The sequence below is a fragment of the Nostoc sp. DedQUE02 genome, from assembly GCF_034531035.1.
Classification (GTDB): domain Bacteria; phylum Cyanobacteriota; class Cyanobacteriia; order Cyanobacteriales; family Nostocaceae; genus Nostoc.
In genome coordinates this window covers 20,020-43,391 of the sequence record NZ_JAVRBY020000020.1, presented here as the reverse complement: position 1 = coordinate 43,391, position 23,372 = coordinate 20,020, and the positions used below count along the sequence as shown (strand labels likewise).

The following is a 23,372-nucleotide window of genomic DNA, read 5'->3' as shown; positions in this document are numbered from 1 at the left end:
TTTATAACTAATGTTCATCAACTAACTTTGCTAAAGTTGCACGAAACTGACTAAAATCATAAGTTTCCACAGTTCTTTGCTGCAAGTATTCGGGTTGGTAAACTACTGGGTTAGAGCAATTTCCTTGCAGGATTTGAATTAGATTATCGGCAATTTCTTCTACATTATCAGGGTCAACTAAACATCCCAACTCTCCCTCAGCCAACGGGTCAACAGAGCCATCTTGATTACCCGCCAACACAGGCTTACCGCAAGCTAAAGCTTCTAAATAAACGATACCAAACCCTTCCCCTTTACTAGGTAAAGCAAAAACATCGCAGAGATTGTAATAATCACACAATTCCTCATCGGGTACAAAACCTGCGATCGTTACACAATCTTGTAGATTTAAGCTAGAGACTAAATCATTAATTCGAGGTAAATCATCCCCTTTACCTGCAAGAATAAAATGAACATTAGGGACATGCAGGCGAACTTTAATTAACGCCTGAAGGATTTGGTCATAACCCTTGTATTTTGCCATACGCCCCAGGCGTGTTACTGTTAAAATTACAGGCTGTTCATTTGATAAATTATATCGTTTGAGTAGATAGGCAGGTTTAGGATTTATTTTAAATTGACTGGCATCAAAAGTATTAGGTAAAAGGACTATTTTTTCTGGGTCAATACTTTTATCTTCAAGCAACCGTTTGCGAGTGTAATTGCTAACACTAATAATTTTATCTGCTTTTGTTAATGCTAATTTAGTAGCATTATTTTCGATATCCCAAACTTCTAAGCCATGAGCAACTACCCAGTAAGGAGTCCCAGTCAGAAGTTTTAGAACATAACAAGCAATAGCATAATTAACATGAGTTGAAATCGCTATGGTAGGACGTTTAAGAATACCTAAATTAATTATTTTTGTGGCAAATAAAATGGGTTGCAATAATTTTGGGAAATCTCCAAAATAATGAAATCTTGTTGAGCTTAAAAACTGCAAATCTTGTGACTGTATTAAACTTTGTTTATCATACTTGAGAAACACATCATAATCAGCTTCAGGATATACATCTTGTAAAGCTTTCAGCAGAAATATTGAGTAGACTTGAATACCTCCCTTAAAATCAAATATATTTGGAAATATTAAGTCAAAATGATGTTTATCAATCTTAGTTTGTTTGAACATTGTAAATGATTTCAGGTTTTGATTGTACGACTGAATCTTTTTGAGAATTGATAGCTGCTGCTAGAAAATAAAACTCAATAGTTGTAAAAGTATAGTCTTCGGTAAAAACATCTACTATTTGAGATGCCAAAAACATAATAATCGGAACAGTAATTAAAGGATTAGCATACTTAACTTGAAATGCGATTTTTGCTAAAAAATTAGTAAATAATAATAATCCAGGAATTCCTTGCTCTGCTAATACATTTAAAAATATATTATGCGCGTGATAACCTTTATGTCCCCAAACTTTTATTCCTACCTGTTCTGGAAAGACCCCTATGCCTATACCAGTAAATGGCCTTTTAATAGTTTCATTAATAGCTGCCTGCCACATTCCAAACCTTGACAAGCCTGTTCTTACAATACTTGGAATCGCTTTTTGATGTGAATTTTCTAAATTTGAGTTTTCTAAATTTGAGTTTCCTAAAAATATATTAATTAATGGAAATATTTTACTATTTGTCAAACCAACTCTCTCTGTAGAAACTGGGATAGTGACAATACATAAAAATAATAAGCCAATTATATAAGCCATTTTTATAAAACTAATAATTTTATATATAAACAAAAGAAATATACCCATAATTAAAATCACCCAACCACTACCACTAGCAGATAAAGCTAAAGAAATTGTAAAAATCAATTCGTTTATATATAATTCAAGTTTAGAAATTTTATTCTGTTTTTCTAAAATCAGGCTTAAACATAATCCAATAGCTACTATTACCCCGAACTGATTAGGGTTTTGCATAATTGAACCAATCTCTGGATAAAAGCTAGGAAATTTTAATAATTTAAAAATCCAACTTTTGGGAATTAAAACCTCTACAAAACCGAAAAATGCAATTATCTGTATTAAGCACAATATGCAACGGTAGTAAAATGTTAAATATGAGCTTTTTGGATTTCTAAAAGTTAAGATTAAAAAAGCAAAAAACAATATAAAATAAGTAGAATATTTTATACTAAAAGCGATAGCAGTATTTGGGAATTGGCTCATCAATGAAGACAACCACATCCACAAATACATTAGACCGATAGACACCAAAATTATTTTATGCTTCTTAATAATTGCTGGTATAGATTTTAAAGATAAACTAATTATCCCAAAGCTAAATACAGGAAGTAATAAATAGTGAATCCCAATATCTATTCCTGGAAATTTAACCCGCCCTAGCAGCGAAGAAAACAGTATGAGTATGAAAAATATATTAATCATGACCATTGAATTTTGGATATTTTTTTTTAACAACAAAAAACTACATTCAACCCACACTCGCAGGTTGAAGAATAGATTTTGATGTTTTTTATAGCTATTATCATGAACACGTAAAAAATATTAACATAATCTAGTCCCTGCCGATATGATCTCTTGAAACTACGACTTAGCTGAGGTTTTAGCCAAACTAAATATTCTGGAGTTGAATCAGAAAAAGTTGCAACTTGTCCTGAATCTAGACTATCAGCACTTTTCAATTAATCAACTGCCAAATCTTGAGAATGTTTTCACCACTCCCACCACCGGCAATAGTATGTCCATCTGGGCTAATAGCAACAGCATAAATATATCCAGAACCCGTCTCTAAAGTGCGGATTTCCTTTCCTGTGACTGGATTCCAAAGTTTGATTTTCTTGTCACTACTGCCACTGACAAGGGTGACACCATTTGGACTTACGCTTGGTAAAAAGGCGACAGAATTAACCTTATCATTATGTCCCTTTAAGGTGTGAATTAACTTTCCTGTTTTCAGATTCCAAAGTTTGATTGTCTTGTCTTTACTACCACTGGCAAGGGTTTTACCATCAGGAGCAAAAGCGACTGAAAGAATCGACTCTGCATTTCCCTCTAAAGTGCGGATTAACTTTCCTGTGTCCAGATTCCACAATTTAATTGTCTTATCCCAGCTACCACTGGCAAGGGTTTTACCATCAGGACTGAAAACGACAGATGGAACACCATTGGTATGTCCCTCTAAAGTGCTAATTAATTTTCCTGTCTCCAGATTCCACAGTTTGATTTTCATGTCCTTACTAGCACTGCCACTGGCAAGGGTTTTGCCATCAGGACTGAAAGCTACAGAAGTAACTCCGTCGGTATGTCCCTGCAAGGTGCGGATTAACTTTCCTGTCTCTAGATTCCACAGTTTGATTGTTGTATCCGCACTGCCACTGGCAAGAGTCTTGCTATCAGGACTAAAACCAACAGCCCAAATCCAATTGGAATGTCCTTGTAGGGTGCGGATTTCTTCTCCACTTGCTATGTTCCATAGTTTGATTGTCTTATCATCACTGGCACTAGCAAGGGTTGTGCCATCAGGACTGAAAGCTACAGAATTCACATCGCTGGAATGCCCCTTGAGAGGTTTAGGTAGAAAAGAATTTGTCGAGACGCTTTTTTGGGACTGAATTGGCTGAGAAATAGGTGGAGAATATTCACTCATTGTATGGGGGCGAGTTTGAAAATACCAAACTCCTCCTAATGCCAATACCAAAACGCTAGAACCTGACAGCAGTTGAGTTTTCAGCTTGTTACTTGATTTTTGTAAAACCGTCCTCTTGTTTACTGGGGTAGTTGCAAATGTTGGTGTAAGTATAGTTGGGGGCACTGATGCCAATGGTGGTAATTGAGGTGTTAAGTCAGTGATAACTTCATCAGCCGATTGATAACGCTTTTCGATGTCTAGTTGTAACAGCCTATCCAAAACTTCACTCAACTCTATAGATACAGAAATCCCATCCCTACCTGGGCGGGTCAAATATTGCCGCCAAGACGCAACCCAACCATAACCCTGCTGTATCCACAGTTGAGATGGGCGAACGCCTGTAAGTAAATGGAAACAAGTCGCCCCTAAACTGAATAAATCACTGGCTGGGTAAGCTTTTCCATCTTGCATCTGTTCAAGTGCAGTGTAACCGTGTGAGCCAATAACAGTGCCCATTTTAGTTTGCACTGTTGCCGTTAGCTGCTTAGAGGCTCCAAAATCAATTAGCACTAATCGCCCATCACTTTTACGGCGAATAATATTCTGTGGTTTGATATCCCGATGAATTACTCCCCGCACATGGACAAACTTCAGCACAGGTAATAAATCTAGCAAAAATTCGCGAATCTCTATTTCGCTGTAGTTTCCTCGCGTCTCCCATTCCTTATGCAAGTTTTGCCCATTAACAAACTGCTGTACCAAAAACAGATAGTGATTTTGCTCAAAATAAGCCAATAAAGTTGGAATTTGTGGATGTTCTGCGAGTTCTTGTAGTCTGCTCGCTTCTTGTTTAAATAGCTCAGTGGCCTTTGTGAGTGGCCCAGTTCCCTGAAGTTTTGGTGCAAATTGTTTAACAACACAGCACTCATTCAGTTTGTGTACATCTTCTGCCAGATAGGTTCTACCAAATCCGCCCTCATCTGACAACACCTGAATGGGACGATAGCGACCTCCCAGCAGGGGTATCAATTCCGTTCGACAACTGTGACAATAGTTGTTTTTATCAGGATTTAAGGGTTTTTGGCAATCGGGATTCACACAACAGAGCATACTGGGAATCCATTTCAATTGGGGTATATATTCATCTTAAGTCATGCAGTATAATCTCTCTTGTTAGTAAATATTACTTAAGTACCATACAAATCCCCAATTTCCTTACCTCATCAGGTATTGAACAATTTAAATATTTTGGAGGAAGTTGTGTTTGAACGATGCCTTTTGACGAATTGATGGGCGTCAACTCTACTTATGTATTACATCTGTATTAACCATTTAGTCAGTTTTACAAAAATATCCGGGCAATAATCCGAAAAGCCGCAATTTAAGTTTGTAGCTAAGTATATACTTACAAAATTGAGATTAACTATAGTAGTCTAAATTGAAAAAATTATATTTTCAATTGGATTTGGACAAACATTTAGGTATGTAGGATAGACAAATTAATTGGGTTATAGGCGATGCCTTTGTCAAGCCCCTAAAGTATTATAAATACTAAATTTTTATTTTAGGTTACATCAATTCTGAGGTTAAAACAGCAACTAGTATTAATTTTGTCTATTACTGAAAGACAAAGACATCAGCAAAATTAGGAGAGTAATTATGCTATTAGAAAATAAAACCTATCGCAATAAATTAAGTCGCGTTTTAATTACTTGTGTGAGTAGTAGTTTGTTAATCACAAGTAATGTACTACCTATCAATGCTTTGGTAAAAACTCAAAATTCTCAAGATTTTATAATTGCTAAATCACCAGATGAGAGACAACCAGAAGCAGTAAAAAAAGGGATTGAGCAAATTCCTGCTTCTCAAGCTTCAATATCTCCAAGACGGAAGATATCTATTGAGTCACCAATACAGCAGACTCCTCGTGTGTCGTCTCACACAGAAAATTTTCAGCGAACTTCCAGCGTTTCAAATGATAGTTCTACTCCTAGATCATCTCGACGTAGGACTTCTAATTCAAACTCTAATCGTTCCAATGGTGGTTCATCAAGAGCATCTAGAGGTAGAATTGCTAACTCAAACGCCAATCGTTCCAATGCTGGCTCCGGGAGAGTTCGCAAGCCAAGTTCTAGTGTAGCTACAAGGGGAAACCAAAATGTTGACAATTCAGCGCTTTCTTCGTCTATAACACCTACTTACAAAGAGATTAATTTTGTAGATGTTGCATTGGGTATTTTGAGTAAAAATGACTTTCAATCTGAAGGTAGATATTTTCATTTCTACCAGTTTGAGGGCAGAGAAAATCAATTAGTCCAAATTAGGCTGATTGGTAGTAATGATACACGCAGATCAAATAACTTGAGTTTAAAACCCTTATTGTTTCTGCACGATCCTGATAATAATATCATCGTCAAAAAAGGCGTTTTGGATAAAAGCAGTGGTGGCGATGATGCATTCATTTTTGCGCGACTGCCTAAGAATGGTACTTACAAGATTGCAGTTACTAGTCAAAATCCTGGAGATACAGGTCGCTATAGTTTGGCTCTGAGGAATGATAGAGCTAGCTATACTTTAGATGAATCAGGACAACTAAGTGCCAAAAGCTCAACCTTGAAACAAAATGGAGGCGCTTATAATGTTTCTAATTTCCAAGGGAGAAAAAATCAGCTTGTTAGTATTCGTGTAGATAGTGTTGATGAAGAGTTTTCTCCTTACGTAGCGTTGCTAAATTCTCAAGGACAGACGATCGCTATCGATAAAGACAAAGATAATGGTGGTGTATACAGTGCTTTAATTGACCGAGCTAGGTTGCCTGAAGATGATACATACTATATAGTTGTTACTTCCAAAAACCCACAGGAACGCGGTAAATACAGATTAACTATTTTTTAAGCTCGACTTTATCGATCGATTTTTGGTGTTGCTGAATCGAGGTATGAATTTGGATGTAGAGACGTTGCAATTGCTAGTCTCTACAAGGATTTTGAAATAACGCAAAATTATTTTTCATACCGCAATCAGCAACGCCCGATTTTTTTAGCTACGCGATCGCTATACCTGAAACTACTGTGGGACGATAGTTTTAAATCTCTACCTGTCACGGGGATGGAAAAACTTGAGACAGTCACTGCGTAGATGCGTTAGCGATATGGGTTGATGGCGATCGCAATTATCTATATACCTGAAGTGTTCCGCATTCGCTAAACTAAGAATTGCAAATCGTTAGCGCTGCTGTTGTCAAACTCTAAATTGTATTAGGATTTTACACTCCTTATAAACGCCAATTTACTGACTTTGCTGTTGAATAAATAGCAGGAAATAAGCAATAGTAATCTTTGCTCTAATCAGCCACTATCCGCTAAACTCAGAAATGCTGCGTTATTCCTCATCATGTCCGATTCTCAAACTGTTAGTGCTGCTGTTGCCAAACTCTACAATACCTACCCCTTTCCGCCGGAAGCCCTGTTGGATGAACCACCTCCAGGCTACAACTGGCGCTGGAATTGGCTAGCTGCTCATAATTTCTGCACAGGGCAAAAACCTCAAAAGCAAGATATTCGGATTTTAGATGCAGGTTGCGGTACTGGTGTGGGTACAGAGTACTTAGTTCACCTCAATCCTCAAGCTTCTGTTGTGGGAATTGACCTCAGTACTGGTGCTTTAGCTGTAGCCAAAGAACGTTGTCAGCGTTCAGGGGCTAACCGCGTTGAATTTCATCACCTCAGTTTGTTTGATGTGGAACAGTTACCGGGTGAGTTTGATTTAATTAACTGTGTTGGCGTTTTGCATCATACCCCCGATCCCATTCGCGGGATTCAAGCTTTGGCGAAAAAGTTAGCCCCAGGCGGCTTAATGCACATTTTTGTGTACGGGGAATTGGGACGCTGGGAAATTCAACTGATGCAAAAAGCGATCGCACTTCTTCAAGGTGACAAAAAAGGTGACTACCGCGATGGTGTCCAAGTCGGGCGACAAATATTCGCTTCTTTACCAGAAAATAACCGAATTGTCAAATACGATAAACAACGTTGGTCACTAGAAAACAACAAGGATGAATACTTTGCTGATATGTACGTTCATCCTCAAGAAATTGACTACAACATTGAAACGCTGTTTGAATTAATTGATGCTTCGCGATTGGAATTTATTGGTTTCTCGAATCCGAGTTTCTGGGATTTAGAGAGACTTTTGGGTAAAGCACCAGAGTTAGTGGAACGGGCAAAAGAATTGAGCGATCGCCAGCTTTATCGTCTGATAGAATTATTAGACCCAGAAGTAACTCATTACGAGTTTTTCCTCGGTCGTCCTCCCCTAATTAAAGCTGACTGGTCAGACGATAACGCCCTATTGGCAGCGATTCCCGAACTTAATCCTTGTCTTGAGGGATTTCCTAGTCAATGTTTCTTTAATTACGATTACCAGATTGTAAATTTATCTATAGCAGAGTTTGAGTTTATGCAAAGATGTGATGCTAATGCCACAGTTGCAGAGATATTGACAAATGTAGAATTGGGATTGGATGGGGTAAGAAGTCTTTTGCAACAGCAGTTGATTTTATTGACACCTGCTTAGGGAATTTAGGTAAAAAATATCCAATTATTTATTGTGGGATGACCGAAACGCCAATCCCACAATCAGATATTTATCCTACAACAGCCGGACTTGCTACCTTCTCCTGTCTTTGAGAAGGCGGACGCATTCCCAAACCAAGTAAATTCAGCATTTCTCGGTCAGTATCGTAATCTGGACAGGGAGTTGTCACCGTCAACATCTTGTTGTCGTCGCTGGAAAAGATAGAATTTGCTCCTGCCATAAAGCAGAAAGCTTGCTCAACTTGAGAAAGTCTCGCCCTCCCGGCACTAAGACGCACATCGGAAGCTGGCATTAAAATCCTGGCTGTGGCAATCATCCGCACAATATCCCAAATGGGGACATCAGGCTGATTTTCTAAGGGTGTGCCTGGTACTTGTGAAAGAATATTAATCGGTACGGACTCTGGATGCGGATGTAAGTTTGCCAGAGTTTGTAACATCCCAATCCGGTCATCAACAGTTTCGCCTAAACCCAGGATACCGCCGGAACAAACGGTGACATTTGTCTGACGGACATTCTCAATTGTGTTCAAGCGATCGCTATATGTCCTTGTGGTAATAATTGTGCTGTAATATTCCTGCGAGGTATCTAAGTTATGGTTGTAGGCATAAAGTCCGGCTTCTGACAATTTCCTAGCCTGATTTGCCGTCAACATCCCCAGAGTACAGCACACTTCTAAACCCATTGCAGTCACATCCTTGACCATTTCCAGGACTTCCTCAAATTGTGAGTTATCCCGCACTTCGCGCCAAGCTGCACCCATACAAATGCGACTAACACCAGTTTCTTTAGCTTTCTGGGCGATGTTAACTACCGTTTCCTTTTCTAGGAGTGCTTGCGCCTTTACCTCTGTTTTATAGCGAGAAGATTGGGCGCAGTAGCTACAATCTTCTGGGCAACCTCCGGTTTTGATAGATATGAGCTTGCAAACTTGTATTTTTGTTGGGTCATGATATTGGCGATGCACGCTAGCAGCTTGATAAATCAGCTCTAGCAATGGCGTATTGTATATCGCGCGAATCTCTAATTCCTGCCAATCGTAGCGTATTCCCACCACATCACTATCCTTCTTGTAGACTGGGTTAAATCAAGAGCTGTTTTTTGCTTGAATCTGCTGCGGTACAGCCTTTGGGCAAAGCGATTTTATCGAAGTTGTACCCTGGACTGTGCTTTATCACCCATTGGCTCTCAATCCTTCCGCTCTAGATATTAGACATCAGCTTATCAAGATTTTGGTTGAATGGCAGATTAAGAGCAAAAATACTCACTCTATCTTTTGTAAAGGGCATTGGGCATAGATATATCTTTTGTCATGCTGGTCAAGAGTTCAAAGTCTATATAAAATCAGTTAATTGACCCCTGACTATTGACAAGCTTTATGAAAAAATTATAAAACTTGCGTCAGTGCTGATAATAAGATAGCTAATCTAACTGCTGCTAAACCGCAGATTATGAGAGAATTTATAACATTTAGAGAATATTTTGAGAAGAGATCCCGCCGATTAAGTAATTTATGATATCAGAACTGCCAATAATTGCAAGCGATCGCCTATTATTACGAGCAGCGATCCATGAAGATATACCCCAAATTCTTAAATACTTTATTGATAACAAAACTTATCTCACTCCATTTTATCCTCTTTGGGCTGATGGTTTTTTCACTGAAGAATATTGGCAATATCAGATAGAAAATAGTTTTCTAGAATTTATCAATGGTCAATCTTTAAAACTATTTGTTTTTACAAAAAAAAATCCCACTGTAGTTATTGGAACGGTCAACTTTAGTAATTTTGTCCGAGGAGCCGCTCATTTTTGTTATTTGGGATATAGCCTTGCTGAAAATAAACAAGGTAAAGGCTATATGACAGAGGGGTTAAAATCTGCAACTCAATATCTATTTGAAGAGTTAAATTTTCACCGAGTTATGGCTAATTATATGCCTCACAATCGGCGCAGTGGTAATGTGCTCAAAAGGCTCGGTTTTGTCGTTGAAGGATATGCTAGAGACTATTTATTAATAAATGGGCAATGGGAAGATCATATTTTGACAAGTCTTACAAATTATAATTGGAAAGCACCTACATTTTAAAAATAGTTAACAATATTCTCAAAAATATTTCTTCGATTTACACGTTATACCTGTTAATGATCTCACTTATTTATAAATGCTATTTTTGAACGCAAATTGGGCAATTTATATAAGTGAGTAATATTTAACTTTTCCTTAAACTATATTATGTTTAGTTTATAAGTATCACCATTCTTAGAGCTATTAGTAAGGGTACAATATTTCAACTGGAATAAATTTCATATATTTATTAATTGTGGATATCTATAAATTCATAACAAATTCATAATAAATACACAGCAACTCCACAAGCAAATGCAATAGTAATCTTTGTTCGCTAATCGGCTCACTTATAGGGTTAGCTTTAGCCGATGTGTTCAAGTTGATTAATTAAATGATTGAGGAGTTTTCAAAATGTCCATTAATTCTATAAAACGTTTATCTATCTTTTCTACTATCTTCGCTTTTGCTACCATCTTAAACGGCGTTGTCTTAGCAGCACCAGGGCCAAATTCCGCTACTACACCACCCTTAAAAACTCAGACTAGTGTTGCATCACGTCAGTCAATGAAACTCACAAAGCAACAGCGTCTACAAATTCAACTGGCTCGGCAGCAAAGAGATAAGGATATTCAGGCTCTATTAAATCCGTCCCAAGCTACTAAATTTAAGGCAGCACTGCAATCCCGTCAGAGAATCAGAACAGTGTTAACATCTTTGAATCTGAATCAAGATCAACAGAAACAGGTTCAATCAATTTTGCAAGCTTATAACCTACAAGTGAAAAAAATTCTCTCTTCACAGGCATCACAACCAACATCAAATTCAGTAGGAATTAACCCACCACCATCACAACCCATTACTAAATAAAAAATCAGTTTGATTTAATTAAGGTTAAATTTCGGAAGACTGGCGGATTTGCTCTAAACTTCGATTGAGCCAGTCTTCATACCAATCATAAAAACTTAAAGGCTGCTCCTCATCACTATCGCTATCTGGATGAAAATCATCAGGGTTAGTGTCATGGAAAGTATGACAAAAAGTCAAAGAAGCAGGATATATCCCATTTTCATTAGTACGGTCATCTATCCAGATTTTTCCTGACTGTTCGCCAGTAATGACTAACATTGCATAAATTCCACAACCATAATTTGTAATGGTGAGAGTGCCCTGAATAAATTTATCAGCAAAGTAAGCATCACTGTTGTCAACAAAATCTGTATTATTCTTGACAATCAAATCTAAATCATTCCATGCTTCTGTCAAAGTAAATGGGTTAGAGAGAATTTCGTAGTTCTCTTGGTATAGTTTTTCTGGGATGACATCTTCATTTTCAATTGCTGACAGCCCAGATAAGCCGTATCCTGGCCCTGCACCACCATTACCAACTTCTAAGAGAAAGTTTCGATATTCACTTGGCAATGTAATATTATGTATGGATTCAAACGCTTGAATATCTTTGTTACTCAAGCAAGGTTTAAATTGATATTGGTGTGATTCTGAGCCAAAAACCTCAAATGTAGCGTCTAAAATAGCTAATTGAGCTAATTTTTTCTTTAATTGCAAAACTTTATTCATTATGCGCTCTAGATTTTAATGGTGACGCTGCCATATTTTAGATATGGGTCGCTTTTTGCGTCTATGCTAATGCCAGAGGTAGTATTAAAGGAAGAATGAATTAAGCTTTGCTCGTAATGACTCTGGCTGAAACTCCGAACTACAAAAATTCTAGCAATCCTTTTCTCTCCCTCAACTACGAAGGCGCTTTAGAATCTCTAGGCGGCGACTACTACGATGAGGTTGCAGCAGCAGAATTTCCTCAACACCTCCTGCGTTGGCGTAATGATGAACTATTGCCCCGTTTTGGTCTAGACCCCCAAGCAGTCAAAGACGAAGATTTCATCACAGCCTTTGGCCAATTTCAGGGGCGCAAACCCTTGTTGGCATTGCGTTATCACGGCTATCAATTTGGCGAATATAACGGACAGTTGGGTGATGGTAGAGGCTTTCTCTACGGGCAAGTACGCGCCAATGATGGCGAATTATACGATTTTGGCACTAAAGGTACTGGAAGAACGCCCTACTCCCGTGGTGGCGATGGTATGCTGACGCTCAAAGGTGGCGTGCGGGAAGTTCTGGCTGCGGAAGCACTGCACTACTTGGGTGTACGTACCTCGCGCTGTCTAAGCATGATTGAAACAGGTTTACCCCTGTGGCGGGGTGATGAACCTTCGCCTACCCGTTCATCTGTGATGGTTAGGATGAGCAGTTCTCATATTCGGTTTGGCACCTTTGAGCGACTGCACTATTTCCAGCGTCCAGATTTAACTAAGAAGCTGTTAGACCACGTAATTGAGCAGTATTATCGACACTTAAATGCTGAAGAAGATAAATATATCCTGTTTTACGCCGAATTAGTTAAACGGGTTGCACAACTAGTAGCGCAGTGGATGGCGGCTGGCTTTTGTCATGCAGTGTTGAATACTGACAATATGTCGATTACGGGAGAAAGCTTTGATTATGGGCCTTATGCATTTATCCCTACTTATGACCCATACTTTATCGCTGCATATTTTGATTATTCTGGACGCTACTGTTACAGTAATCAACCAATTATTTGCAAGCTGAATTTAGAAATGCTCCAGGAACCTTTAAAGGCAATTATTAATAAAGGCGATATGGAGACTAGTTTAGCTAGGTTTGATGAATATTATCAAGCTGAATACAGTTCTTTGATGTTGAAAAAGTTAGGTTTTGTGGAGTTGCAACATCCACAAGCTGAAGAACTCTTAAATCTCACGATTGAATTCTTGAAAGCAAGCCAAGTTGGTTATCATCAATTCTTCTATGAGATGGCTCGTACTTTTTCATCGAAATGGCGGGATGAACCAGGTTTTGTAATGAATAATTCAGATATTGTACCAGTACCGGGCGCATCAGCAATTTTTGATGATTGGTGCATAGCATACCACAAAATCTTGAATGATTTTGATAGCGATGTCTACGACGGGCTACGCCTACGCACCAATATAATTGCTCAAACTCTAGCTATTCATAATCCCAAAACGGCATTATTAAGACCTGTGATTGAGTCAGTTTGGGAAGCAATTGCCCAAGAAGATAATTGGCAGCCTTTTTATGAGTTGATCAACAAAATTCAGTCTAGGAGATAGTTAAAAAGGGGCAAGGCTTATAACGAAAATCCTTTTTTTCCTTTGCCCCCCTGCTTTCTTGTCAATAGATGCCTTTGGCCTGCGTTTCCATGATAAAATGGGGTATGAGTCGCATTCGCACAGAAAACCGTGCTACTTATATTTTGGGATAATTAATAGTTAATAATGATAACGAGCTTGTAAAAAATTTATTTCATCATCTTCTACAAGATATACAATTCTATGTTCTTGTGTTAAACGGCGAGACCAAGTATTAGGATCTAAATATTTTAAAGGTTCTGGTTTACCTTTCCCCTTAAAAGGATCTCGGCAAATCTCTTTGACAAGATCCAAAACCTTAAGGGTAACTCGTTGATCGTTTTCCACCCAAAATTTTAAGTCTTCTAAAAATTCAGGTTGAAATACTGTCTTTCTTTGCTTTTGAGTTGCTGGAATTTCTTCTTTTGATTGGCTTTTGAGGTTCTTCTTTTTGGTCAAATCCCAACTCCTTACTAAGCTCATCCAAGCTTTGAGATTCCACAACTCCTGATTTAGCTCGATTTAAAGCTGTTAGCAAACGTTCAGCGTTACGAGGGGAACGTAAAAGATGAGCAGTTTCTAAAATACTAGAAAGTTCATCAACAGGTATTAAAGCTACACTTTCAGCATTACGACGTGTAATGATTACAAAATCGCGTTCTGAAGTAACTTTCTGGCAGAGTTCAGACAGCTTTTCTCGTGCTTGTGTGTAAGTATAAGTATTAGAAACCATAAGTATCAACAGTTTCCTTTGCACTTGTAAGTTAAATTAAGTACATTCTTGTTTAACCTGTACAGACTTTCTGTACAGGTCGATTGTTCTATCGTAACATAACAGAAATTGATAGAGTAAAATTTTCAAAAAACCTGGTCAAGCAATTCTGACTAACTAAACTGCTGGGCATAAAACCGCGCATAGCGACGCTCTAGGGCTAATAATTCTTCATGGGTTCCCGATTCGACAATTTGTCCTTGTTCGAGAACTAAAATCCGATCGCACCTTCTAACTGTCGATAAACGGTGAGCAATAATAAACACCGTCCGTTTTTCCATCAATCTTTCCAGCGCTTCTTGTACCAACGCTTCCGACTCGGAATCCAATGCTGATGTCGCTTCATCAAGAATCAAGATTTGAGGATTGAGCAGAACAGCACGAGCGATCGCAATTCTTTGTCTTTGTCCACCTGATAAGTTTACCCCACGTTCGCCTACCCAAGTCTTATAACCTTCTGGTAGTTGGCTAATAAATTGATGGGCATTAGCAATTTTTGCCGCCTCTTTAACTGCTTTGATGTCAAAAATATATTGTCCAAAGGCGATATTTTGAGCAATCGTCCCCGAAAAGATGATGGTTTCTTGAGGAACAATCCCAATTTGTCGCCGCAGACTATGCAACTTCACATCTCGAATATCAACATCGTCAATGAGTATTTGCCCAACTTCCGGGTCGTAAAAACGCGGAAGAAGATTCACAAATGTAGTTTTACCAGCACCAGAAGCACCTACAAGCGCGATCGCTTCACCTGGCGATACCAATAAACTGATATCTTTTAAGACAGGTTCACCTGGTTTATAGGCGAAGGAAATATGACGATATTCTACTTTGCCTTTGACTGGGGGGAGAGCGATCGCATTTGCTTTTTCGATCACCGTCGGCTGAATTGCCATCAATTCAAAAACACGGTCAACAGATGCCTCACCCTGCTTAAATTCGTTGTAGTTGTTAGTAGTATGACCAATGGGATCAATTAACAGCGCCGCCGCCGCCAGATAACTGAAAAAACTCGCCACTGTCAAGTTACCTTGGGAAATTTGCCAAGCTCCCACAATCAGTAATAATAAAGCACTTAAGGCTTCCAGAAATCCGATGATCGGAATCTGAATCGCTTTTAGGCGTTCGGCTGAGTATTTTGCTTTGAGACTGCGTTCTGCTTCATGGCCAAAGCGGGCGATTTCGTAATTTTCGGCAGCAAAAGCCTGTACCAAACGAATCCCGTTGAAAACTTCTGCAAGGATGGCTGATAAACCCGACACGCGATTTTGACTTTTTGAGGAATATTTGCGTAAACGTTCGCCAAACCAGCCAACTAAAATACCCATTAGAGGGGCAACTATCACTGTTGCTAGTGTCAGTTGCCAATTCAGATAAATCATGTAAATCGGAATTGCTAGCAACTGCAAAATACAGGGGATAAAGTCATGAAATACTTTATTTACCACTTCGCCAACGCGGTCAACATCTTCGGTGAGGCGGTAAGATAAATCACCAGCTTTTGCGGTTTCAAAATAGCTGAGATTTAGCTTTTGCAGATGGGCGTAGACTTGCTGACGGAGATGAAAAGCAACTCGCAAAGCAGCTTTCGCCATGTACATATCTTGTATAGACTGAAACAACCCTCTAACAAGAAATACTAAAGCACAGCTACCAGTTATTTGAGCGATCGCTACTACATTACCTTGGGCAAAAGGAGTTGCCAATTTCCCAGCGAGATTAATTAATACTAATGTCGCCAGCACGTATCCCAAGATCCCAATAAGTCCCTTGGTGATGGTTTGCCACTGAAGTCGGATATAAGGCAGTAGTAGCCAGTAATTAGAACGGGTTTTCAAGCTCGAAAGTCCACAGCGATATTTTACTTTGTTTGACGCTAGCAGTTTTTAGTGAGTTTCTAAACAGTTAACTAATTAGTTATAAACTGTTTTAGCGACTATGGCCAGCCATTAATGAAGCGATCGCCAAATATTTAGACCAAAAAAAAGCCAAATTGACCAACAAAAAGCCAAAGTTCAATTGCTTCTTGAACTGTTAAAAGAATATCGCACTGCCCCGATCGCCAACGTCGTCACAGGTAAAATAGATGTGCGCCAAGTCCCCATCCGCTAACCCCAGAACCCACTATGACACAAATCACCCTTTCCGACCTCCCCGCAACCATCCAAACCCTACTCAACCAAGCCCAAAAAACAGGCGAACCCCTCACTATTACGCAAAACGGTATCCCCTTCGCCATCATTTCCCCCATCAAGAAAAAATCCCTCCTGGAAACCCTTTCCACCCTTGAACCACTGGAGGAAGACTTTGCCGACGTGGACGAAGGATTATTACCCTTAGATGATATTGAGTTTTCAAAATGAGTTATTTATACTTACTTAGATACAAACATCATTTCCGAACTAATTAAAAACCCCAGAGGAGTGGTATTTTCAAAAATTCAAGATGTCGGAGAAGACAAAATTTGTACAAGTATTATCGTAGCTTGTGAATCAAGATTTGGGGCTAGAAAAAAGAACTCCCAAAAGCTCATAGAAAAACTTGAAATAATTTTAGATAGTATTGAAATACTAGCCTTAACTCATCCTGTAGAGCAATATTACGCAGAAATTCGCACTGATTTAGAACAACTTGGTAAACCGATTGGAGGTAATGACTTATTAATTGCTGCCCATTCTTTAACCCTTGGTCTAACTCTCGTTACCGCCAATACTCGTGAATTTTCCCGTGTTCCTAATTTAAAAGTAGAAAACTGGCTCGAACTGAATTATACATTTAAAAAATAGAATTAAAAAATTAATCAAACTTAACAATCTTAAAGAGGCTTAAATATGAAAACCGAACAAGAACGCGAACAATTAATCCAAGCCATTAACATACTGTTAAACCAAGCTTACGATAGTACTCTAGATGAAATTTATGCATTACTTCAAAAAATCGAAGATGAAGAGGACGAAAACGATTTAAGAGCCTATCATGCTGCTAAAAGTGATGTAGAAAATAATAGTTTTATCGCATGGGACGACATTAAAAAGGAAATCGCTAATGAAAGAAAAAAGGACGTAGCGTGACTTACGAAGTTAAATTTACCAAGGGAGCGAGGAAAATGTTTAAAGAATTATCTCAAGAATTACAAGATCGCATACAACCCAAAATAGATGAGTTGGCTATAGAACCACGTCCCAATGGAGTTAAAAAGTTACAGGGTGAAGAAAACACATATCGAATTAGAGTAGGCGATTATCGAGTTATATACGATATTTTCGATGATGTTTTATGGGTAAATGTTATAGATGTTGGGCATCGTAGCAAGGTTTATAAAAATGAGAGTTGATAAACAAATATTAGAGCTATCGCCTACAGTATCTTCGCTATATAGCAACCGCCAGGATAGTTAGGACGTAAACTAAAGGTGTTATTATGATCTGCTATCGTCTGCTCTGCCATGCCTAAACCCTACAGTTACGACTTCCGTCAGAAAGTGATCCAAGCGATCGAGTTAGATGGACTCAAAAAAAGCGAAGCGAGTGAACTGTTCAATATCAGCCGCAACACGATCAACCTGTGGTTGCAACGTAAAGCCCAAACGGGAGATGTCAGGGCATTGCCTAACCGACCAAGAGGCAACAACCATAAAATCACAGACTGGGAGCAGTTTCGGGCGTTTGCCAAGACTCATGGAGATAAAACCCAGGTGGAGATGGCGCAATTATGGCAGGGTGACATTAGCCATCGCACAATCTCACGAGCTCTGAAGAAAATTGGATTTACGCGAAAAAAAAGACCTACGGCTACCTTGAACGGGATGAGTCCAAACGGCAAACGTTCATAGAGCAGTTGGCCAGCTTTGGGGATGAAACGATTGTTTATGTGGATGAAGCAGGCATGGACAACCGAGAAGACTACGGTTTTGGCTGGAATGAGAGAGGACAACGGTTTCATGCCTTGAAGTCAGGACGACGACAAGGGCGAGTGAATATGATCGCAGCCCAGTGTCTTGGGCAACTGATGGCTCCGTTTACTGTCGAAGGAGCCTGTAATCGCGCTGTATTTGAGATTTGGCTGGAAACTTGTCTGATTCCCGTACTCAAACCAGGACAGGTAGTGGTCATGGATAATGCCACATTTCATAAAGGAGGTCGCATTGAACTACTAATTCAGGAAGCCGGATGTGAGTTGCTCTACTTACCTGCTTATTCACCGGACTTTAATAAGATTGAGCGATGCTGGTCTTGGCTCAAAAGTCGGATTCGCAAGCAACTTGACCAGTTTAATTGTCTACGTGATGCGATGGAGTATGTCTTGCACTTAGCGTCCTAACCACGCTGGCGGTTGCTATAAGTACTTAAACAAAAGTAATTACACACAATTTAGGCATAAAACCCTTATCCAGACTAAAAATTAGCCCTCTCCTTATTTATAAGGAAAGAGCTAGACTAATCTTCAAATTTAATTACGAACTACGAACTTGTACTGAGTTTCGACTACACTCAACTACCGCGTAGCCGTTGGCGCACTTGTACTGAGCGACTTGTGCCGAGCGTTCGCGTAGCGTCTCGTAGAGAAGTCGAGGTAAGCCGAAGTAGCCTTTCGTAGAGAAGGGAGCCGAAGTATTACGAATTAATATCCGCCTTCTTCTTCGTATTCTGGCTGCCTTTCTTTAACTTTCTTAGGAATATTCACAGGCTTCGGCTCATCTTCCCAAGCATCGCCCTCTACGTCGTCATAATCATCGTATTCGTCAACGTATGGCTTGCTATAAGGCTTGGCTTCATACTTTAGCGGCTGCGGTTGTTGATACCTGTCGCTACCCGTTGCCTCGCTCCAGTTATCTTCTTCCTCGTCTTCTTCGTATTGAATAGATTCATACTGCCGCGCTTTCATTACCTGACGCTGTGGCCTTTCTTCTTCCACATAGTCTTCATTCCATTCTTCTTGCGCTACGGGTTCGGGGGCGCGAACTTTTTGCCTGGGTGGCTGCAATGGCACTCCACTAGGCAGTTGATTGGGTGGTGCAATTGTCCGAGGTGGAGTATAGCCGTATTCTTCTTCTATATCTCGCTCCCAAGGTGCTTTGCCGATACCCAAGCGCTCTAGTAAACCAACTGTCAACTGATTTACCCGTTCTTCGGCTCCTTCAAACACAATCAATCGATTGGGGCCAGTGCTGACAATTTCATCCACTGAGAACTCGTAAGTACTCACAAATTGATCGGGAATTTGGGGCAATCCTAAAGAAGCAATGACTATAGATTCAAGCTTCCCGGTTTCGCCGTTGAACTTGAAGCCCCGAACTTTGCCTAAGACTTCACCTGTTTCTGTAATTACTTCCCAGTTAATCAAATTACTGAGAGATTCAACTTCGATATCTTCAATGACATCTTCGTTATCAACCAGGATGACATCACCAATCTGGCTGATGTTGTTGAGGTACATATAGCGCGGTATGCCCGAAATGGAGATCAGGCTGTCTCGCAAACCAAGAGCCACAACCTCTCGTTGATCGATATCAACCCAGACTTGACTGATGATGCCTAGCCGCTTGCCGTTGTCGCGGGTAATCACCTGGGTATTTAATATGTCGGAACGCCTAATTATCTGTTCGGAGGTCATTCTATACCGAGTCCTGATCTCGAATCCGGTTTGGTTTATCTATACACTATTATTAACAAAAATTCAAGCAGATGTATTGGATGATTGTAACTTAATCCCCAAAACTTGAGTGTAAGCTCCTCGTGCTTGAGTAACGCCAATTGTGCGTTCGGCTGATTCTATCATCGGACGACGCAAACTCACAACTATAAATTGCGCTTGTTGTGACTGTTGTTTAATCATTTTAGCTAATCGCTCTACGTTTGCTCCATCTAGGAACATATCTACTTCGTCAAAGGCGTAAAATGGCGATGGGCGGTAGCGTTGCAAGGCGAAAATAAAGCTCAAGGCGGTAAGTGATTTTTCTCCCCCAGACATGGAAGCTAGGCGCTGTACCGGTTTACCTTTGGGATGTGCAACTAAATTTAGCCCACTGCTAAAGGGATCTTCGGGATTTTCGAGTTGCAAGAAGCCGTCACCGTCGGAAAGAATGGCAAAAATTGATTGAAAGTTTTCGTTAACAGCATCGAAAGCTTCTTTAAAGGCAAGTTGCCGCAATGTGGTAAAGTTTTCAATTCGTAAAAGTAGTTCGGTGCGTTCCCCTTCTAGTGTCTCTAATTTTTGCGTGAGTTCTTGGAGGCGGTTTTGAGTGCGTTCGTATTCTTCTAACGCCAGCATATTAACTGGTTCCATTGCCTGTAAGCGTTTGGTAAGCGATCGCAATTCTTTTTGCAATTCTTCCAAATCTACCTTGTCTGGAACTTCCGGCAAGGGATTTGGTAATTCTGCTCCCACATCCCGCAATTGAGTTTGCAATGCAATTAGTTCCTCTCGCCGTTTTTCTTGGGTTTCTTGGAGTTTTTGGATTTCCCATTCCAATTGTTGTTGGCGCAAAAGATGCGATCGCACTTCTTGTTCTGTGGCGTCGCGTTTTTGTTTTTCTTCGCCTAAATTTTGCTCCATTTGACTCAACGATAAACGGGTTTGGGTGATTTGCTCGTCTATCGTGGTGATTTGGCTCAAGACGCGATGAATCGCGTCTCTACAAGAGGTTTGTTGGGTTTCGTATTCGGTGATTCGCGTTTCTGCTTCTTGGATTTTTTCTTGCAAACGTTGTTGCTGATTTTCTAAATTTTTTAATCTTTGTTCAGCTTCGCGTAATGCTGTTTCGCGTTGTTGCAATTGTTGCTCTTGGATTTTAATGGTTGCCTGGATTTGTTGCCATTCACTGGGGGTTTGGGATGCTTCTAACTCTGCTAATAAATGTCGCAATTGTTGCAACTCATTTTCTTGTCCAGGTAATTCCCGCTCTAAAATTTCTAATCGGGATTGAGCAGTGGCTAATTTTTCGCTGTTTTGGGCGAGTTGCGATCGCGTCCCCTCTAATTGCGCTGTCAAATTCTTAATATCTTTTTGCAACTGTTCCAATTGCAACTGCTGTTCGCGCCGCGCCTGACGCGCTTCGGTGAGTTCTTGGGTGAGTTTTTTGCTTCTGGTTGACAAAGTAGCGATCGCTTCAGTACAACGCTCTAAAATTCGCTCAATATCCACCAAGCGAGTTTTTAAAGCGATCGCTTCATCAGATTCCGCCGCTTCCGCATTGCCAAACCGTAAGGAGGAACGCTGAGTGTTGCTACCACCAGTCATTGCACCACTGGTTTCTAAGAGTTCCCCGTCTAAGGTGACGATGCGATATAAGCCTAAATTTTTCCGCGCCGCCTCTAGGTTGGCAAATACTACGGTGTTGCCGAAAACATAGCTAAATACATCTTTGTAACGGCGATCGCAGTCAACTAAGTTCACAGCATAATTAACAAAGCCGCTAGCAAAACGCAGCGTTGCATCTTGAGTAAATTTGGGAGCGTGAATTTTATTTAGTGGTAAAAAAGTCGCTCTCCCTGCACGTTTCTGTTTGAGCAATTCAATCCCGGCTGCGGCTACACCATCATCTTCCACCACAATATGTCCCAAGCGTCCACCGGCAGCCATTTCTAAAGCTAGTTGATGGCGGGGTTCCACCTTTGCTAACTGCACAACTAAGCCACAAAGTCCAGGCATTCCCGATTGTAAAATAACTTTACTCGCTTGGGTTCCTTGGACTTCTTGCTGTGCTTGCGCTTGCGCCTCGATTTTATCCAATTGGCGTTGTTTTTCTCGTTGTTCAGAAAGTAAGCGTTTTTGAGTTTCCTGTTGGATTTGTAGTTCTTGTTCTGTAGCTGAGAGATTTTGGGCTAAATTTTGGATGGGTTCGCTAGAGGTGTTAAATTCTGTTTCAATTTGACTACAGTCAGTTTGTTTTTGGGCTAATAGCGGTTCGTCGCGTTCAATTAACTGGGTTTGCTCTGAAATTAGTTGCTGTAACTGATTATTGCGTTCTGTGAGTTGTGCTTTTTCTGTGCGTTGCGGTTCTAGAGTTTGCAGCAAAGTTTCAATTTGACGGTTGAATGCTGTTTGTTGCTGCACCCAGGCTTCTGAAGCCGAGGCGATTTCTGCGGCGGATTCGCGGGAGGTTTCTAGAGATTGCTGTGCTTCATTTCTTTGTTGTTGGGAAGACGCGATGAATCGCGTCTCTACAATGTGGGTTTCGGCAATTTCTTCTAGGGAATGATGATGTTTTTGAATCTCTTGCTGAGTTTGAGTTAAACGTTTGGCGGTTTCTTGAGAAGCTGTTTGTAATTCTGTTAGCTGACGCTGGAGTTGTTTACGTTCTGCTTCTTGGGTGGCGAGGGTAGATTGTACCGCCAAAAGTTCCTCTTCTCCCAATGCTTTGACGTGGGCATTGAGTTGTTCGAGTTCAGCAGTTTTTTGGACGATTTCGGAATTTAGGTTTGTGAGTTGAGTAGTGAGTTCAGTAGAATTGCGATCGCCTGTTTGAATTTCGTGAACTAATTTTTCTTGTTGTGCTTGTAGCGATCGCCATGATAAAACAGCTTCCCAGGATTGTTTGGCTAGAAATTCCGTGCGGAGTTTTTGATATTTCTCAGCTTTCGCCCGATCTTGGGAAAGGCGATCGCGCTGTGCAGTTAATTCCGTTTCAATAATCCGACAGCTATCTTCCTTTTCCTTCACCTCATCTAAAGTTGATTTAGCTTGAGTGATTTTGCGATCGAACGCCGCTACCCCAGCCAATTCATCAATAATTTCCCGTCGTTCCCGCCCATTCATCGAGATAATGCTGGTGACATCCCCTTGGAGTACCACATTGTAACCTTCAGGATAAACCCGTAGATTACTTAGTTCCCCATGCAACTCTGTTAACGTGCAAGGTACACCATTAATATAGTAATTCGACGTGTAACTCCCTTGGTGACTAACTCGCAGCCTTCTAGTAACACTCCACTCTCCCGATTTTGGATTTTGGACTTCGACTTCGCTCAGTCGAGCGATTTTGGATTTTAGATTTTCTTCCCCTGCTTCCCCTGCTCCCGAAGCCTCCCCAGCTCCCCCTGCCTGCCTTGGGACCCCATCCAAATGGAATTACGACGCTGATGACGTTTGACGGTTATTTGGTACTTTATAC

Annotated in this window: 20 protein-coding genes; 10 read left to right on the top strand and 10 right to left on the bottom strand. The window is 40.2% G+C overall.

From position 1 onward, the window contains the following. Positions 1–7 precede the first annotated feature (7 nt). The 3 genes from RMX98_RS17190 to RMX98_RS17180 form a co-directional block, all read right to left on the bottom strand. Entirely contained in the window at positions 8–1,168 is a 1,161-nt protein-coding gene (locus tag RMX98_RS17190; protein ID WP_322681040.1) for a glycosyltransferase family 4 protein, read from the bottom strand. Beyond that, positions 1,152–2,429 carry an O-antigen ligase family protein gene (locus RMX98_RS17185; protein WP_322681041.1) on the bottom strand — a complete coding sequence of 426 codons (1,278 nt, stop codon included), beginning with the start codon at positions 2,427–2,429 and terminating at the stop codon, positions 1,152–1,154. Before RMX98_RS17185 ends, RMX98_RS17190 begins: the two co-directional genes overlap by 17 nt. A gap of 253 nt (positions 2,430–2,682) precedes the next feature. Continuing rightward, a complete protein-coding gene (locus RMX98_RS17180) occupies positions 2,683–4,743 on the bottom strand; it encodes a protein kinase domain-containing protein (protein ID WP_409881299.1) in 2,061 nt (686 codons plus the stop codon). 549 nt (positions 4,744–5,292) lie between these two features. Here RMX98_RS17180 and RMX98_RS17175 point away from each other — a divergent pair. Together RMX98_RS17175 and RMX98_RS17170 are read left to right on the top strand one after the other, a co-directional pair. Further along, positions 5,293–6,528 carry a pre-peptidase C-terminal domain-containing protein gene (locus RMX98_RS17175; RefSeq protein WP_322680493.1) on the top strand — a complete coding sequence of 412 codons (1,236 nt, stop codon included), beginning with the start codon at positions 5,293–5,295 and terminating at the stop codon, positions 6,526–6,528. Between the two features lie 498 nt (positions 6,529–7,026). Continuing rightward, entirely contained in the window at positions 7,027–8,208 is a 1,182-nt protein-coding gene (locus RMX98_RS17170) for a class I SAM-dependent methyltransferase (RefSeq protein ID WP_322680492.1), read from the top strand. Positions 8,209–8,278: 70 nt separating this feature from the next. On the opposite strand, the gene bioB is transcribed toward RMX98_RS17170, so the two are convergent. Beyond that, a complete protein-coding gene (bioB, locus tag RMX98_RS17165; RefSeq protein ID WP_322680491.1) occupies positions 8,279–9,286 on the bottom strand; it encodes a biotin synthase BioB in 1,008 nt (335 codons plus the stop codon). Between the two features lie 456 nt (positions 9,287–9,742). On the opposite strand from bioB, the gene RMX98_RS17160 reads away from it, so the two are divergent. Together RMX98_RS17160 and RMX98_RS17155 are read left to right on the top strand one after the other, a co-directional pair. Beyond that, a complete protein-coding gene (locus RMX98_RS17160; RefSeq protein WP_322680490.1) occupies positions 9,743–10,318 on the top strand; it encodes a GNAT family N-acetyltransferase in 576 nt (191 codons plus the stop codon). 393 nt (positions 10,319–10,711) lie between these two features. Further along, positions 10,712–11,167: a hypothetical protein gene (locus tag RMX98_RS17155; RefSeq protein ID WP_322680489.1), complete on the top strand. Its 456-nt coding sequence runs from the start codon at positions 10,712–10,714 to the stop codon at positions 11,165–11,167. 24 nt (positions 11,168–11,191) lie between these two features. Here RMX98_RS17155 and RMX98_RS17150 read toward each other — a convergent pair whose 3' ends face one another. After that, complete coding sequence (locus tag RMX98_RS17150; RefSeq protein WP_322680488.1) at positions 11,192–11,875, bottom strand: SMI1/KNR4 family protein; 684 nt, start codon at positions 11,873–11,875, stop codon at positions 11,192–11,194. Positions 11,876–11,991: 116 nt separating this feature from the next. Between RMX98_RS17150 and RMX98_RS17145 the strand changes: the two genes are divergently transcribed. Next, a complete protein-coding gene (locus RMX98_RS17145) occupies positions 11,992–13,470 on the top strand; it encodes a protein adenylyltransferase SelO (RefSeq protein WP_322680487.1) in 1,479 nt (492 codons plus the stop codon). A gap of 159 nt (positions 13,471–13,629) precedes the next feature. On the opposite strand, the gene RMX98_RS17140 is transcribed toward RMX98_RS17145, so the two are convergent. From RMX98_RS17140 to RMX98_RS17130, 3 genes are all read right to left on the bottom strand, one after another. Continuing rightward, positions 13,630–13,836, bottom strand: coding sequence for a Txe/YoeB family addiction module toxin (locus tag RMX98_RS17140; RefSeq protein WP_322680486.1), 207 nt, complete (start codon positions 13,834–13,836; stop codon positions 13,630–13,632). A 25-nt stretch (positions 13,837–13,861) separates the two neighbouring features. Continuing rightward, complete coding sequence (locus RMX98_RS17135; RefSeq protein ID WP_322680485.1) at positions 13,862–14,221, bottom strand: type II toxin-antitoxin system Phd/YefM family antitoxin; 360 nt, start codon at positions 14,219–14,221, stop codon at positions 13,862–13,864. Between the two features lie 152 nt (positions 14,222–14,373). Continuing rightward, positions 14,374–16,098 carry an ABC transporter ATP-binding protein gene (locus RMX98_RS17130; RefSeq protein WP_322680484.1) on the bottom strand — a complete coding sequence of 575 codons (1,725 nt, stop codon included), beginning with the start codon at positions 16,096–16,098 and terminating at the stop codon, positions 14,374–14,376. Positions 16,099–16,386: 288 nt separating this feature from the next. Here RMX98_RS17130 and RMX98_RS17125 point away from each other — a divergent pair, with 288 nt between their 5' ends. The 5 genes from RMX98_RS17125 (at position 16,387) to RMX98_RS17105 (ending at position 18,580) form a co-directional block, all read left to right on the top strand. Continuing rightward, positions 16,387–16,623 carry a type II toxin-antitoxin system Phd/YefM family antitoxin gene (locus RMX98_RS17125; RefSeq protein ID WP_322680483.1) on the top strand — a complete coding sequence of 79 codons (237 nt, stop codon included), beginning with the start codon at positions 16,387–16,389 and terminating at the stop codon, positions 16,621–16,623. A 60-nt stretch (positions 16,624–16,683) separates the two neighbouring features. Next, entirely contained in the window at positions 16,684–17,046 is a 363-nt protein-coding gene (locus RMX98_RS17120; protein WP_409881303.1) for a type II toxin-antitoxin system VapC family toxin, read from the top strand. Positions 17,047–17,091: 45 nt separating this feature from the next. After that, positions 17,092–17,331, top strand: a complete 240-nt coding sequence (locus tag RMX98_RS17115; protein WP_322680482.1) for a hypothetical protein — start codon at positions 17,092–17,094, stop codon at positions 17,329–17,331. After that, positions 17,328–17,594, top strand: a complete 267-nt coding sequence (locus tag RMX98_RS17110; protein WP_322680481.1) for a type II toxin-antitoxin system RelE/ParE family toxin — start codon at positions 17,328–17,330, stop codon at positions 17,592–17,594. The genes RMX98_RS17115 and RMX98_RS17110 overlap by 4 nt, the downstream gene beginning before the upstream one ends. A 111-nt stretch (positions 17,595–17,705) precedes the next feature. Beyond that, a protein-coding gene (locus RMX98_RS17105) for an IS630 family transposase (protein WP_322680480.1) occupies positions 17,706–18,580 on the top strand; the annotation gives its coding sequence in 2 pieces (ribosomal slippage) (positions 17,706–18,035 and positions 18,038–18,580; 873 coding nt in all). 300 nt (positions 18,581–18,880) lie between these two features. Here RMX98_RS17105 and RMX98_RS17100 read toward each other — a convergent pair. Further along, positions 18,881–19,873 (bottom strand): PRC-barrel domain-containing protein, encoded by a 993-nt coding sequence (locus RMX98_RS17100; RefSeq protein ID WP_322680479.1) that lies wholly within the window; start codon positions 19,871–19,873, stop codon positions 18,881–18,883. Positions 19,874–19,936: 63 nt separating this feature from the next. Further along, positions 19,937–23,323, bottom strand: a complete 3,387-nt coding sequence (gene smc, locus RMX98_RS17095) for a chromosome segregation protein SMC (RefSeq protein WP_409881575.1) — start codon at positions 23,321–23,323, stop codon at positions 19,937–19,939. Between the last annotated feature and the right edge of the window lie 49 nt (positions 23,324–23,372).